The organism is Mesobacillus sp. S13 (assembly GCF_020422885.1).
GTDB lineage: Bacteria > Bacillota > Bacilli > Bacillales > Cytobacillaceae > Mesobacillus > Mesobacillus selenatarsenatis_A.
In genome coordinates this window covers 3,328,183-3,343,309 of record NZ_CP084622.1, presented here as the reverse complement: position 1 = coordinate 3,343,309, position 15,127 = coordinate 3,328,183, and the positions used below count along the sequence as shown (strand labels likewise).

The following is a 15,127-nucleotide window of genomic DNA, read 5'->3' as shown; positions in this document are numbered from 1 at the left end:
ATTGAAAATGAGTAAAATCATCGGTATTGACTTAGGAACAACTAACTCTTGTGTAGCCGTATTAGAAGGCGGCGAACCAAAGGTAATCCCGAATCCAGAAGGTAACAGAACGACTCCTTCTGTCATCGCATTCAAAAACGGCGAACGCCAGGTGGGTGAGGTAGCAAAGCGCCAGGCAATCACTAACCCAAATACAATCATCTCCATCAAGCGCCACATGGGTACAGACCATAAAGTGGAAGCTGAAGGCAAGGAATACTCACCACAGGAATTATCTGCTGTCATTCTTCAATACTTGAAGTCTTATGCTGAAGACTATCTTGGTGAACCTGTAACGAAGGCAGTCATCACTGTGCCAGCTTACTTCAATGATGCAGAGCGTCAGGCAACAAAGGATGCTGGAAGAATCGCAGGTCTTGAAGTTGAGCGTATCATCAACGAGCCAACAGCTGCAGCACTTGCTTACGGCCTTGATAAAATGGACGAAGATCAGACAATCCTCGTTTATGACCTTGGCGGCGGTACTTTCGACGTTTCCATCCTTGAATTAGGCGATGGCGTATTCGAAGTAAAATCTACTGCAGGTGACAACCGTCTTGGCGGTGACGATTTCGACCAGGTCATCATTGACTATTTGGTAGAACAATTCAAGAAGGAAAATGGTATCGATCTTTCAAAAGATAAGATGGCCCTACAGCGCTTGAAGGATGCAGCAGAGAAGGCGAAGAAGGATCTTTCTGGAGTAACTTCTACACAGATTTCCCTTCCGTTCATCACTGCAGGGGAAGCTGGACCGCTTCACCTTGAGGTAAACTTGACTCGCGCTAAATTCGAAGAGCTTTCTGCAGATTTGGTAGAGCGTACTATGGGACCTACTCGTCAAGCACTAAAAGATGCAGGCTTGAGCCCATCTGAACTGGATAAAGTTATCCTTGTCGGTGGATCCACGCGTATTCCGGCTGTTCAGGAAGCAATCAAGAAGGAAACAGGAAAAGATCCTCACAGAGGTGTGAATCCTGATGAAGTTGTAGCCATGGGTGCTGCAATCCAGGGTGGCGTTATTTCTGGTGACGTTAAAGACGTAGTACTTCTTGACGTTACTCCGCTTTCACTTGGAATCGAGACAATGGGTGGTGTGTTCACGAAGCTGATCGACCGTAACACAACAATCCCAACTTCAAAATCACAGGTATTCTCTACAGCTGCTGACAACCAGACGGCTGTTGACATTCACGTGCTGCAAGGTGAGCGTTCAATGGCTTCTGCCAACAAGACACTTGGCCGCTTCCAGTTGACGGATATTCCGCCAGCACCACGTGGAGTACCTCAGGTCGAAGTTACATTCGATATCGATAAAAACGGTATTGTAAACGTTCGTGCGAAAGACCTTGGAACAAACAAGGAACAACAAATCACTATCAAGTCTTCTACAGGATTGTCTGATGAAGAAATCGACCGCATGGTAAGAGAAGCGGAAGAGAACGCTGAATCTGACAAGAAGCTGAAAGAAGAAGTAGAACTTCGTAACGAAGCAGATCAGTTAGTCTTCACTGCTGAAAAGACTTTGAAGGACCTTGAAGGCAAGGTAGATGAAGAAGAAGTCAAGAAAGCGAACGAAGCAAAAGATGAGCTGAAGGCTGCAATCGAAAAAGGCGAAATCGAAGAAATCCGCACTAAGAAGGACGCTCTTCAAGAAATCGTTACAAACCTAAGCGTCAAGCTTTACGAAGAAGCAGCCAAGCAACAACAGGCACAGCAAGGCGCAGAAGGCCAAGAAGGAACAAAGAAAGACGACAATGTCGTAGACGCAGAATTCGAAGAAGTCAACGACGATAAATAAAACGCGATAACACCGAAAAGTCAAAGTCAGGTAATACTTGGCTTTGGCTTTTTTAATGTCAACAGTACTTCTATAAAATCTTAGTAGTTGTTGATATAAAATCCTGTTGATTGAAGTGGAAGGCGCGCAGACTCCTCCGAAAATGCTAACGCATTTCCATCGTGCGTGGGCAGATTCGAGGAAGCTCAATCAATGTCCTGCGGGATCAGCTGGACAGGTGAGACCCCGCAGTCGCCAGCGGCGGCGAGGAGGCTCACCGCCAGCCCCGCGGAAAGCGAAGCGCCTGGAACGTAAATCAACAGACTAACTTAACATATCAATTAATGAATTGAAAAAAGAGACAAAATACCGCATATCCAGATATTTTAAATATTGCGTATGAATGTACGGGAATGTTAGAATTATCTTTATGTGAAAAGATTCGGGAGTGGTAATCATGAGTAAACGGGATTACTATGAAGTCCTCGGAGTCAGTAAATCGGCTACGAAGGATGAATTAAAGAAAGCCTATCGCAAGCTTTCTAAACAATTCCATCCGGACATCAATAAAGAGCCGGGAGCAGACGAAAAATTCAAAGAAGTTAAAGAGGCATACGAGGTATTAAGTGACGACCAAAAGCGCGCTCACTATGACCAGTTTGGCCATGTCGACCCTAACCAGGGATTTGGCGGCGGCGGTGACTTCGGCGGCGGTTTTGGCGGTTTCGAAGACATTTTCAATTCCTTCTTTGGCGGCGGAGGCGGCAGACGCCGTGATCCTAACGCACCAAGGCAGGGTGCTGATCTTCAGTACACGATGACCTTGAAGTTCGAGGAAGCTGTATTCGGCAAGGAAACGGATATCGAAATCCCTCGTGAAGAAGAATGTGATACATGTGACGGAACTGGTGCAAAACCAGGTACTAAAGTGGATACATGTAAACACTGTCATGGCAGCGGCCAGATCAGCGTGGAACAAAACACGCCATTTGGACGTATTGTTAACCGCAGGGTGTGTCATCACTGTAATGGGTCAGGTAAGGAAATCAAAGAAAGATGTAAGACATGTTCCGGAACAGGGAAGGTTACGAGAAGGAACAAAATTCATGTTAAGATCCCAGCTGGTGTCGATGATGGCCAGCAGCTGAGAGTGGCAGGAAAAGGAGAAGCCGGTATCAATGGCGGACCTGCAGGCGATCTTTATATTGTCTTCCACATCAGGTCGCATGAATTCTTTGAGCGTGACGGTGATGATATTTACTGTGAAATGCCGATTACCTTTGTCCAGGCAGCGCTTGGTGATGAAGTTGAAGTCCCTACACTGCATGGTAAAGTGAAATTGAAAGTTCCTGCTGGAACACAGACAGGTACAAAGTTCCGCCTGAAAGGAAAAGGGGTACCGAATGTCCGCGGGTATGGTACAGGAGACCAACATGTCCTTGTCCGTATCGTGACTCCAACCAAACTGTCTGAAAAGCAAAAGCAGCTTCTCCGTGAGTTTGCCGAAGTGAGCGGTCAGTCTCCTCTTGGAGAGCAGGAAGAAGGCTTTTTTTCCAAAGTAAAACGTGCCTTTAAAGGTGATTAATCGAATGGAGTTGGTATAAATGAAATGGTCTGAAATCAGCATTTTAACTACAAATGAAGCGGTTGAGCCGATTTCCAATATCCTGCACGAAGCAGGCGCGAGCGGGGTCGTAATTGAAGATCCGCTGGAGCTTGAGAAGGAAAGAGAGGACCAGTTCGGGGAAATATACCAGCTTAATCCAGACGATTATCCGGAAGAAGGAGTTATCGTAAAAGCTTATCTGCCGGTAAATAGTTTTCTTGGAGAAACAGTCGATGAGATAAAAGAAGCGATCAATAACCTGATCATCTACAATATCGATATCGGGATGAATAAAGTATCAATCAGTGAAGTGAATGAGGAAGAGTGGGCAACTGCCTGGAAGAAATACTACAACCCTGTGAAAATCTCTGAGAAGTTCACGATCGTTCCAACTTGGGAGGATTATACTCCAGTCAACACAGATGAATTGATCATCGAGCTTGACCCGGGAATGGCATTCGGTACAGGAACGCACCCGACAACCGTCATGTGTATCCAGGCCCTGGAAAGAACTGTCCAGCCTGGTGACCGTGTCGTGGACGTTGGTACAGGATCAGGTGTCCTTAGTATTGCAGCAGCTAAGCTGGGGGCTGGAAAAGTGGAAGCGATGGATCTGGATGATGTAGCAGTGCAGGTGGCAAAACTCAACCTTAAGCTGAACAAAGTCCACGATGTCGCTACCATTTCACAAAACAATCTTCTTGACGGTGTTGAAGAGGGAGCAGATATTGTCGTAGCGAATATCCTGGCAGAAGTGATTTTGCGTTTTGCAGATGATGCAGGCAAGGTCGTGAAAAATGGCGGATACTTCATCACTTCTGGCATCATCCAACAGAAGAAAGAAGTTGTCAAAGATGCAATGATCAATGCTGGCTTTGAAATAGAGGAGATAATATCTATGGAAGACTGGGTTGCGATCATCAGCAAAAAGAAATAATGGAGAAAAAGGGGAACGGTTTATCCCCTTTTTTCTATCTTGTTAAATCTTATGTATTCAATCTATTAGATGTCTAGCTCCAGTGCCTGGCCCTCTAGAAGCTTGTCGGGACGGCTCAAGGCGCTTGCGCTTTTAGGAAAGCAGGTGCTATGGTGCAGCGGTATTTTATTGAAAAACAAACGAGTATGGAAGAGTTCAATATTAGCGGCGATGATTATCATCATATTGTACGTGTCATGAGGATGAAGGCTGGGGACGAAATCATCTGTGTCACGGCTACGGGAAAAAGCGCAGTTTGCCAGATTGCAGAAATTACCGATGAAATCGTAGTGGCAAACGTTGTAAAATGGGAGGATGGGACTACCGAGCTTCCAGTCCATGTCGTTATTGCGAGCGGTCTGCCCAAAGGGGATAAGCTCGAATTGATTATCCAGAAGGGTACTGAACTAGGTGCCTTTGAATTTGTCCCTTTCACCGCATCCCGCTCAATTGTTAAATTGGACGGCAAGAAAGCTGCCAAAAAGGTTGAACGCTGGCAGAAGATTGCCAAGGAAGCTGCCGAGCAATCGCATCGCAGCCATGTTCCAGCAGTGAGGGAACCTGTCAGCCTCAAAGAATTAATTAAATTGAGCGATGAGTATACGTATAAACTGGTTGCTTATGAGGAAGAGGCAAGGGAGGGCGAAGCGTCGGTCCTTTCTTCTACTCTCGCGAAATTGCAAGAAGGAGACAGTCTCCTGATTGTATTCGGTCCTGAAGGAGGACTTACCTCCGAGGAAGTTGCCCATTTAACTGAGAATAGATTTTTAGCTTGTGGTCTCGGACCGCGCATTTTGCGTACAGAAACAGCACCGCTATATGCCTTGTCTGCTGTTTCCTATCATTTTGAATTATTGAGGTGAAGATAATGCCTACAGTTGCTTTTCATACACTAGGTTGCAAGGTTAACCACTACGAAACAGAAGCCATCTGGCAATTATTTAAGGAACAAGGATACGAGAGGGTAGAATTTGAATCTACCTCAGATGTTTATGTCATCAACACCTGTACGGTAACGAATACAGGAGACAAAAAGAGCCGCCAGGTCATTCGCCGGGCTGTGCGCAAAAATCCGGACGCTGTTATTTGTGTTACCGGCTGCTATGCGCAGACTTCTCCTGCAGAAATCATGGCGATTCCTGGAGTTGATATTGTCGTTGGAACACAGGACCGTGTTAAAATGCTTGAGTATATTGAACAGTACAAGCAAGAGCGCCAGCCAATCAATGCTGTAGGAAATATCATGAAGAACCGTGTTTATGAGGAATTGGATGTACCGGCATTTACAGACCGTACAAGAGCTTCATTGAAAATCCAGGAAGGCTGCAATAACTTTTGTACTTTCTGTATCATTCCATGGGCACGCGGTTTGATGAGATCCCGTGATCCACAAGAGGTCATTCGCCAGGCACAGCAGCTTTTTGATGCAGGCTACAAGGAGATCGTCCTAACCGGTATCCATACAGGCGGATATGGTGAAGATATGAAGGATTACAACCTTGCAGCACTTCTTAGGGATCTTGAGGCTCAAGTAAAAGGCATAAAGCGCCTGCGCATTTCTTCTATTGAAGCAAGCCAAATTACAGATGAAGTGATCGAGGTAATCGATCAATCGAATATCATCGTCCGTCACTTGCACATTCCGCTTCAATCCGGATCTGACACAGTGTTAAAACGTATGCGCCGCAAATACACAATGGAATTTTTCGGAGAGCGTCTTGACCGACTGAAGGAAGTATTGCCAGGCCTTGCCGTGACATCTGATATCATTGTCGGTTTCCCTGGTGAAACGGAAGAAGAATTCATGGAAACGTATAATTTCATCAAGAAACATCAATTCTCAGAGCTGCACGTCTTCCCATATTCCAAACGGACAGGTACTCCTGCGGCAAGAATGGAAGACCAGGTGGACGAAGATGTGAAAAACGAACGCGTACACAGGTTGATCGAGCTTTCCAACCAGCTGGCTAAGGAATATGCATCTCAGTTTGAAAATGAAGTGCTAGAAGTCATCCCTGAAGAGATCTACAAGGAAGAGCCAGAGAGCGGACTTTATGTAGGATATACCGACAACTATTTGAAAGTTGTTTTCCCTGCTACCGAAGATATGATTGGAAAAATCGTGAAGGTCAAAATCGCAAAAGCAGGCTATCCATTTAATGAAGGACAATTCGTCCGAGTACTGGACGATGAAACTGTAGCTGAACATGCTGTTATATAAAGTAATCTGAAAGAGCTGGCAAAAGCGCCAGCTCTTTTTTGAATCTTAAAGAGGACAGTTACGACGAAAATTTAAAAGTAGAAATCGATTTTTTTACGACTTTCATTTTGCCCTCAATTCCGGATTTTAAAAATGTTTCTCCCTCCCGTGAATGAATTCAATCATCCTGCCGAATTTCTCTGCGACAGGCAGTACGAGCAAGGAAGCGATTATATTGTAAATGACACTTACATGCGCCAGTTGAACTTCTGGTCTTGTGGCAGTCAAGGCAGCCAATGAGGCAATTTGGTCAATGAATGGATAGAAGACTGCAGCCCCAGCGATATTCAGCCATACATGGGCAAATGCGGTAAGCCTGGCCTCTTTTCCTGCGCCAATCGACGCCAGCATCGCCGTAATGCATGTCCCGATATTGGCACCAAGCATCGCAGCTACTGCTGAATCCATGCTTAGAGTCCCTTCAGACAGAAACCCCATGATGATTCCAGTCATCGCTGTACTGGACTGGATCATGGCTGTAACAACCATGCCTGTAAAAATGCTGATTAAGTGGCTATTGTTCAAATTCGCGAGGGCGTGATCGACAATTGGAAGGCTGGTCACAGGATCAGCGAGGAAGGTGAGGCCTCGCATTGCTGCAAAAACAGCTGCAATCCCAAATGAAATGGCTCCAATGTTCCGCCAGGTTTTATTTCTCATCACCATTAAGATAGCGCCGATGACAGCAAAAGGCACGATAAAGGCGTCGATGTTGAACGTGATGATTTCAAGTGTGAAGGTGGTCCCGATATTTGAGCCAAGAATGATTCCGATTGAATTCGAGAACTTCAACAGGCCAGCAGAAATCAAGCCGATCGTGATGACCATGACAGCCGAACTGCTGTGCAGGAGGGCTGTAACGATGGTTCCGGCAATCAACCCTTTTATTGGTGTATCGGTCATGTGGGCCAGCCAATTCTTCATCCTGGTTGCGGATAAATCGAATAAGCCTTTTCGAAGCAATGTCATTCCGCCGATGAAGACGGCAAGGAATAATAGGAAAAATAATAGATAGACCATTGGACTCCCCCTCCCATTTATATGTATGAAGAGGCAGACAGGACATGCTAATAAAATTTGCAGACAGAATGTTATCGTGCAAAAGTACATATTCTAAAAACAAGGGCTAAATACAGTTGACCTCCTGCCAGTGTTATATTATAATTGCAAGGTACATGGTTTCCATGTGTTTTGGTGTTAGTGTGTTGTGCTCGGAGGGAGGGAAAGAGAATGTCTAAAACTGTCGTTCGTAAAAACGAATCGCTTGAAGATGCTCTTCGACGCTTCAAACGTACTGTATCTAAATCAGGTACTATCCAAGAAGCTAGAAAGCGCGAATTCTACGAAAAACCTAGTGTAAAGCGTAAGAAGAAGTCTGAAGCTGCTAGAAAACGCAAGTTCTAAGAGAGGGTGGAATAACTTGAGCCTGCTCGAGCGTTTAAATAATGATATAAAACAAGCGATGAGGAACAAAGAAAAGGACAGACTCACGACGATTCGGATGGTCAAAGCATCCCTGCAGAATGAAGCAATCAAGCAGGGCAAGCAGGAATTATCCGAAGAAGAAGAGTTAACTGTACTTTCTCGTGAAGTGAAACAACGCAAAGATTCCCTCCAGGAATTTGAAAAAGCTGGTCGTCAAGACCTCGTTGAAAAGATACAAACAGAACTAAAGCATGTCGAAGTTTACATGCCACAGCAGCTTAGCGAAGAAGAAGTGACGGAAATCGTCAAAGAAGCTATCGCGGAGACCGGTGCGGCATCGAAAGCCGATATGGGTAGAGTAATGGCTGTCCTTATGCCTAAAGTAAAAGGTAAAGCAGACGGATCTCTCGTTAATAAACTTGTACAACAACACCTTTCATAAAAAGCTCGAAGGCCGCAGGATATTCTTGCGGCCTTTTTAGCGCATACTAAAAGCTGTCCTAACATAATTAATTTTGCTATGTAAATGTCAATATAAAGTTGCGTACTCTCTTCTAATTTGCACACAGTCTGGGATTTATATGGCGAACTTGAGCCGCCGCCTCCGCAAAAGGTCACACAGAAAGATTCTATAAGCCTGAACAGATGTTCGAGTTCCTAAAAAGGTCATATAGAAAGATTCTATAAGCCCCCTTTGTGCTCCAGCTCCACAAAGGTTTAAATTGAACATACAATATCCATGGTATGAAAGCATTGGCAGAATATCTTAACATCAAAAATGAACATTTCAATTCAAGTTAAATAATTTAAAAATCTGTAGGAAATCTTTGAAACCTTTTCGTGTTCAAATGCGTATTACCACTATGGCCTTATTTTTATGAATGGAGGTGCCGAATTGAAAATAAAATCAGTGATTGCGAGCATCATCATCCTCTTGTCACTTGCCAGCTGGATCAATCCGTTCACAGCAGATGCTGATCAAAAAGTAGTCTATGTGGTGCCGATTGAAGAAACAGTCGAAAAGGGCCTGCTTGCCTTCCTGGAAAGAGCAGTGGAGGAGGCGGAAGAGGCTGGTGCGGAAGCAATCATTTTTGATGTGCATACACCTGGTGGAGTCGTTGATGCCGCTGATGGGATAGGCAAACTGTTGACTGGTACTGACTTGAAAACAGTTGCCTTCGTCAATAAAAAAGCGTTATCCGCCGGTGCCTATATTTCCTTGAATACAGACGAAATTTATATGGTTCCTGGAGCTACTATGGGATCAGCTGCAATTATCGACCAGCAGGGCAATACTGCTGGAAAGAAAGCGGAATCTTACTGGTTTGCTGCCATGAAGGCGGCAGCTGTCGAAAGTGGAAGGAATCCGATTTATGCCCAGGCGATGGCTGATGACAGCATTGATCTTCCTGAACTCGGGGCAGGCAAGGGTAAGCTGCTGACTCTTACGGCAGATCAGGCGCTTGAAGTCGGCTATTCAGAAGGAACGGTAAAAAATCTCAACGAATTATTAAATAAACTGGGTTATGAGGATGCCGAAATCAAGAATGTGAATGAGACTTTCGCGGAAAAGCTAGCGAGATTCATTACACATCCTGTTGTGATTCCAATCCTGATGACAGTCGGCAGCCTTGGGTTGGTTCTTGAACTTTATTCTCCGGGATTTGGACTGCCGGGGATTGCCGGTTTATCGGCATTGTTATTATTCTTCTATGGGCATATGGTTGCTGGTCTCGCTGGTTTCGAGACATTGATTTTATTCGCACTTGGGGTCGGGCTAATCTTGCTCGAGCTCTTCATACCAGGTGGAATAGCTGGAACTATTGGTTTATTAGCGATCATAGCTAGCTTTTTCATGGCCTCCGCCAATGTGATCCATATGGGGATATCGTTACTGATCGCATTGACTGCGTCCATCGTTTTATCTATTCTGATGATAAGGGTGTTTGGAAAAAAGATGAAATTTTTCAAAAGAATCATACTGACCGATTCAACAAGCACTGAAAAGGGATATGTATCCAATAAAAACCGCCTGGAATTGATAGGCGTAGAAGGAGTCACATTGACTCCCCTCAGGCCATCTGGAACCATTGTTGTGGAGGATGAACGCATAGATGCAGTCAGTGAGGGTGGCTTTATAGCAAAGGGGAAAAGAGTCAGGATTGTCAAAACCGAAGGCTCAAGAATTGTAGTTAGAGAAATTGCGGATATCTAATTTGTTCTTTCATTAAGGATTCATTGAGGTACTCATGCCGCAACGAATCAATGAAGCAACAAGTAGAGATAAAAAACCAGAGGTCTTTGAGATTCAAAGACTGTGGAATAATATTTTTAGGAGGCAGTTCATATGGAAGCAGGTACAGCATTTGTTTTAGTTGCCATTGCACTTGGGATCATTTTCCTTGGTGTTTTACTGACATTCGTACCGGTAATGCTATGGATTTCAGCATTGGCAGCAGGTGTCAGGGTCAGCATTTTCACGCTGATTGGTATGAGATTGAGGAGGGTTATCCCAAGCAGGGTCATCAATCCGATGATCAAAGCGCACAAGGCAGGATTGAATGTAACGACGAACCAGCTTGAAAGTCACTATCTTGCGGGAGGTAATGTTGACAGGGTAGTAAATGCCCTGATTGCAGCGCACCGTGCGAATATTGAACTTTCATTCGAAAGAGCGGCAGCGATTGACCTTGCTGGCCGTGATGTACTTGAAGCGGTTCAAATGAGTGTAAATCCAAAAGTTATTGAAACGCCATTCATCGCTGGTGTGGCCATGGATGGAATCGAAGTGAAGGCGAAAGCCAGGATTACAGTTAGAGCGAACATCGACCGTCTTGTCGGGGGTGCTGGTGAAGAGACAATCGTTGCTCGTGTAGGCGAGGGTATTGTATCGACGATCGGTTCTTCTGACAACCACAAAAAAGTGTTGGAAAATCCTGATATGATTTCGCAAACAGTCCTTTCTAAAGGTCTTGATGCGGGGACGGCGTTTGAAATTCTATCGATTGATATCGCGGACGTTGATATCGGGAAGAACATCGGTGCCGAGCTTCAGACAGAGCAGGCTGAAGCCGATAAAAAGATTGCCCAGGCGAAAGCTGAAGAGCGTCGCGCAATGGCTGTAGCTCAAGAACAGGAAATGAAGGCGCGCGTAGAGGAAATGAGAGCAAAGGTTGTCGAGGCGGAAGCAACTGTACCATTGGCAATGGCAGAAGCGCTTCGGGAAGGCAACATCGGCGTAATGGATTATATGAATATCCAGAATATCGAAGCAGATACAGATATGAGGGGCTCTATTGGCAAGCTTACAAACAATAAAAAAGATGATAAAAATAATAATTGATGGAAGAACCCGTTAAAAGAAAGGGGGGCTCCTCATGGAACTTTTATTTGAATTGTTCAGCAATCCTATAGCCCTGTTTATTTTGATCGGGGTCATCTCCAGTCTTTTTAACAAAAAGAAGACCGATGGCCAGCAGCCACAGCGCCGTCCGGTCAGGCCGCCTGGTCCGATGCAACAGCCTGGACCAGTAAGGCAGCATCGTCCTGCGCCTGCCAGGAGACAGCCGGCAGAGGCCAGGGTTGAGCCTGCGCCTGAAATCGAATTAGATCATAAGCCTCGTCAGGGTCCTCGCAGGGAAACAGAACGAAGCCGCGAATCTGGAACACGAAATTCAGGCGAAACTGGTGTGGAAATCATTAATGATCTCCAGCAGGTTTATCTAGAAAGAAAGCTTCAGGCAGAGGATCTTACAAACAAAGAGAGATCAAGTAAAGGCAGGATGTCTGCTGGTGAATCAACGGGCAGATTAAAGCAAAAGAGAGCGCAACAAGAACCAGAAGGTATCTTCCAGCCAGACAAAGACACCCTGGTGGAGGGAATAGTATGGGCTGAAGTCCTTGGCAAACCGAGGGCAAAAAGACCATATCAACCTTTAAGGAGAAGTTAGGAAAAGATTCGCCCTCCTGCTCCTGTTTTAAAGAATGCATATCCATATAGTTAAAAATGGTGCTAGAACCTCCTTTTTTCTCATACATATGAGATGAAAGGGGGTTCTTTTTTTTATGGCAAAAAAATGGGGCCAGTACGTACGCAAATGGATGACACAAAAGATGGATCTTCCTCAAGATGTCATGATGGATCTCCCTAGAATCACGATGATTGGGCAAGTCCATATTTATATAGAAAATCACCGGGGTCTGCTTGCGTTTTCGGATGGAGAGGTGCGCCTGATGATAAAAGGGGGCCAGCTTCTCGTCAAGGGAAAGGCATTTGTGATCAAGACCATATTGCCTGAGGAAATTTTGCTCGAAGGAAAAATAGATCAGGTTATTTATATAAATGATTGATTAAGGGGGAGCACAATGAAAAACCAATGGATCCACACCTTTTCTGGCACAGTTAAAGTGAAATTGACTGGAAAGGGAATAGAAAGATTTTTAAATCAGCTGACACGAAATGGTGTTTCGATATGGAATGTGAAAAAACATGGGTCTGAGGCTGTCACCTTCTATGTCAATCTTCAGGATGTGAAAAAACTCAGGATCCCGGCAAGGGACAGCAACTGTAAAATCCGTTTTTTAGAGAGGGCAGGCGGCCCTTTCTTTTTAAGGAAATTATGGACAAACAGTGGTTTTTTGGCCGGTGCATTTTTATTTTTAGCTTTGATGATCCTCCTGTCAAATATGGTTTGGGGCATCGAGATAAAAGGAGCGAGCCCTGCGACTGAACATCAGATTCGCAAGGAACTGGACAGAATGGGGATTGGCGTCGGCAAATTGCAGTTTTCTCTAGATAGTGTGGAAAGCATCCAGAAGGAGCTGACAGATAAAGTAGGGGCCCTTACGTGGATCGGTGTGGAGCTGAAAGGGACGACCTATCATTTTCAGGCTGTGGAAAAAAGCGAACCGAAAAAAGCAGAAGTCATAGGGCCGAGGCACCTGGTCGCAAAACGGAAGGCAGCCATCTACAAGATCTTTGTCGAAAAAGGGGAACCTGTTGTTGAAGTGAATGATTATGTTAAGCCTGGCCAACTTCTTGTTTCCGGTCTCTATGGAAATGAAGATGATTTGAAGGTAGTTGCCGCTGAAGGGAAAATTCTTGGTGAGACCTGGTATACAACAAAGGTGGAATTGCCGTTGAAGAGCACCTTTCAGGTTTATAACGGAAATGAAAAAAAGAAATATTCAATTATAGTCGCGGGTAAGGATTTGCCTGTATGGGGTTTCGGGAAACCTGAGTTCAGTGAATATGAAACCGAAGTGAGTGAACAGCCGGTGAGATTCTTTAGATGGGAACTCCCTTTAAAGGTGGGAAAAAAGACCCTCAGGGAGAGGGAGCAGGTAACTCGCATATATTCGAAGGAAGAAGCAATCGAAAGTGCAAAAGATTTGGCGAGAAAGGATATAAAAAACTACCTTCCTGAAAATGCTATCATTAAAGGGGAAAAAATTTTACATCAGTCAATTGAGAATGATAAAGTAAAGCTAACAACACATTTTACAATCATTGAAGATATAGCAGAAGGACAACCAATTATCAAGGAGACTGAGAATGACAGAAGACTTAAAAACGATGGAAATACAACTAGCGAACCCAACTGAAGCCATTTCATTATTTGGCAATGCAGATATGAACCTTAAACTGATTGAACAGGAGCTTGGTGTCTCGATTGTGACCAGGGGAGAGTCAGTAGGTATTTCTGGACCAGAGGACAAAGTGGAAATGGCACAGGCTGTTTTGCAAAATCTGCTCGCTGTGATCCGCAAAGGGATCAGCATTAGTCAAAGAGAAGCTGTTTACGCAATTCAAATGGCTGAAAAGGGAACACTGGAATATTTCAGGGATTTATATGATGAAGAAATCAGTAAGAACGTTAAGGGTAAATCGATCAGGGTCAAGACTCTTGGCCAAAGGCATTATGTGAATGCAATCAAGAGCCGGGACTTGGTTTTCGGCATTGGGCCGGCTGGTACTGGTAAGACGTATCTTGCGGTCGTAATGGCAGTCACAGCGCTTAAAAATGGGACAGTGTCCAAAATCATCCTGACCAGGCCGGCTGTAGAAGCAGGAGAAAGCCTTGGCTTCCTTCCGGGAGACTTGAAGGAGAAGGTTGATCCTTATCTTCGCCCTTTATATGATGCCCTTCACGATATTCTTGGTACGGAACATACAACGCGCCTGATTGAAAGAGGGACAATTGAAATTGCGCCTCTTGCCTATATGAGAGGAAGAACACTCGATGATGCATTTGTGATCCTGGATGAGGCCCAGAATACGACTCAAGCCCAGATGAAGATGTTCCTGACTCGACTGGGATTCGGATCTAAAATGATCATTACTGGGGACACCTCACAAATTGATTTGCCAAAGGGCGCTAAATCAGGTTTGGTTGAAGCAGAAAAAGTATTGATGAATGTCTCTGGAATATCTTTTGTTCATCTTGAACAAGCGGATGTAGTAAGACATCCACTTGTGGGCCGGATCATCGAGGCATATGGTAAAAACGAATAATCCATCTCAGTCCGCTCTTGATAAAACGAGGGCGGATTTTTGCTATTATTGAGGATAAAACGCTTTTAGAACTGATATTGACAGACGTAATCTCAAATAGTGGTGAAAATTCCAGGGAAAACTGATATGATGGAACATAAAGTTAGTCTATTTCCCAGTTATTCTCAAACTTGTTCCAAGTTTTTTTTGAGAAAGTCTATATTTCAATTGAGAAGTGTTAAGGTAAGGTCAAGGTATGTCTTCGCTTGTGGGGTTACCCAAGGCGCTTACGCTTTTCGCTTTATACATGTATGAACTTTATGAACTAAGATTAATGTCTAGCTTCAGCGCCTAGTCCCTTGAGTCGCTTGTCTAGTTTCGCCTCCTAGAAACTCCGAAACTTCAACTCCGCCGGCAGAAGCAAAAAACGCTTCTTTGTCGGAGTCTCCAGTTTCTGCGTTTCTGGGCAGTCGGCTACACATTTCGATTTCGGTCCGCCCGATGAAGTCAAAGAACGACTTCACCGGTCGGCCCTCCAGCGCTTGTCG

15 protein-coding genes are annotated in these 15,127 nt (G+C 44.7%); 13 read left to right on the top strand and 2 right to left on the bottom strand.

What is annotated here, in order from left to right:
- Positions 1–7 precede the first annotated feature (7 nt).
- The 5 genes from dnaK to mtaB all read left to right on the top strand — a co-directional run bounded on the left by dnaK (position 8) and on the right by mtaB (position 6,622).
- The gene (dnaK, locus tag LGO15_RS17165; RefSeq protein ID WP_226085372.1) at positions 8–1,840 is read left to right on the top strand and encodes a molecular chaperone DnaK; all 1,833 of its coding nucleotides are present in this window, start codon (positions 8–10) and stop codon (positions 1,838–1,840) included.
- 436 nt (positions 1,841–2,276) lie between these two features.
- Positions 2,277–3,404 carry a molecular chaperone DnaJ gene (dnaJ, locus tag LGO15_RS17160; RefSeq protein ID WP_167831611.1) on the top strand — a complete coding sequence of 376 codons (1,128 nt, stop codon included), beginning with the start codon at positions 2,277–2,279 and terminating at the stop codon, positions 3,402–3,404.
- A 19-nt stretch (positions 3,405–3,423) separates the two neighbouring features.
- Entirely contained in the window at positions 3,424–4,362 is a 939-nt protein-coding gene (prmA, locus tag LGO15_RS17155; protein WP_167831610.1) for a 50S ribosomal protein L11 methyltransferase, read from the top strand.
- A gap of 152 nt (positions 4,363–4,514) precedes the next feature.
- Entirely contained in the window at positions 4,515–5,264 is a 750-nt protein-coding gene (locus LGO15_RS17150) for a 16S rRNA (uracil(1498)-N(3))-methyltransferase (protein WP_167831697.1), read from the top strand.
- Between the two features lie 5 nt (positions 5,265–5,269).
- Complete coding sequence (mtaB, locus tag LGO15_RS17145) at positions 5,270–6,622, top strand: tRNA (N(6)-L-threonylcarbamoyladenosine(37)-C(2))-methylthiotransferase MtaB (protein WP_226085371.1); 1,353 nt, start codon at positions 5,270–5,272, stop codon at positions 6,620–6,622.
- A gap of 126 nt (positions 6,623–6,748) precedes the next feature.
- Here mtaB and LGO15_RS17140 read toward each other — a convergent pair whose 3' ends face one another.
- Complete coding sequence (locus LGO15_RS17140; protein ID WP_226085370.1) at positions 6,749–7,681, bottom strand: Na/Pi symporter; 933 nt, start codon at positions 7,679–7,681, stop codon at positions 6,749–6,751.
- Between the two features lie 210 nt (positions 7,682–7,891).
- Between LGO15_RS17140 and rpsU the strand changes: the two genes are divergently transcribed.
- The 8 genes from rpsU (at position 7,892) to LGO15_RS17100 (ending at position 14,600) form a co-directional block, all read left to right on the top strand.
- Positions 7,892–8,065 (top strand): 30S ribosomal protein S21, encoded by a 174-nt coding sequence (gene rpsU, locus LGO15_RS17135; RefSeq protein ID WP_015595024.1) that lies wholly within the window; start codon positions 7,892–7,894, stop codon positions 8,063–8,065.
- Positions 8,066–8,081: 16 nt separating this feature from the next.
- Positions 8,082–8,528: a GatB/YqeY domain-containing protein gene (locus LGO15_RS17130; RefSeq protein ID WP_167831607.1), complete on the top strand. Its 447-nt coding sequence runs from the start codon at positions 8,082–8,084 to the stop codon at positions 8,526–8,528.
- A gap of 459 nt (positions 8,529–8,987) precedes the next feature.
- Positions 8,988–10,301: an NfeD family protein gene (locus tag LGO15_RS17125; protein ID WP_413231407.1), complete on the top strand. Its 1,314-nt coding sequence runs from the start codon at positions 8,988–8,990 to the stop codon at positions 10,299–10,301.
- A 132-nt stretch (positions 10,302–10,433) separates the two neighbouring features.
- A complete protein-coding gene (gene floA, locus LGO15_RS17120) occupies positions 10,434–11,429 on the top strand; it encodes a flotillin-like protein FloA (RefSeq protein WP_167831605.1) in 996 nt (331 codons plus the stop codon).
- A 34-nt stretch (positions 11,430–11,463) separates the two neighbouring features.
- A complete protein-coding gene (locus tag LGO15_RS17115) occupies positions 11,464–12,036 on the top strand; it encodes a hypothetical protein (protein ID WP_167831604.1) in 573 nt (190 codons plus the stop codon).
- A gap of 115 nt (positions 12,037–12,151) precedes the next feature.
- Positions 12,152–12,436 carry a sporulation protein YqfC gene (gene yqfC / locus LGO15_RS17110; protein WP_167831603.1) on the top strand — a complete coding sequence of 95 codons (285 nt, stop codon included), beginning with the start codon at positions 12,152–12,154 and terminating at the stop codon, positions 12,434–12,436.
- Positions 12,437–12,451: 15 nt separating this feature from the next.
- The gene (gene yqfD / locus LGO15_RS17105) at positions 12,452–13,690 is read left to right on the top strand and encodes a sporulation protein YqfD (protein ID WP_226085369.1); all 1,239 of its coding nucleotides are present in this window, start codon (positions 12,452–12,454) and stop codon (positions 13,688–13,690) included.
- Complete coding sequence (locus tag LGO15_RS17100; protein WP_167831601.1) at positions 13,641–14,600, top strand: PhoH family protein; 960 nt, start codon at positions 13,641–13,643, stop codon at positions 14,598–14,600. The genes yqfD and LGO15_RS17100 overlap by 50 nt, the downstream gene beginning before the upstream one ends.
- Positions 14,601–14,923: 323 nt before the next feature.
- Here the strand turns inward: LGO15_RS17100 and LGO15_RS17095 are convergent, their stop codons facing one another.
- The gene (locus LGO15_RS17095) at positions 14,924–15,103 is read right to left on the bottom strand and encodes a hypothetical protein (RefSeq protein ID WP_226085368.1); all 180 of its coding nucleotides are present in this window, start codon (positions 15,101–15,103) and stop codon (positions 14,924–14,926) included.
- Positions 15,104–15,127: the final 24 nt, after the last annotated feature.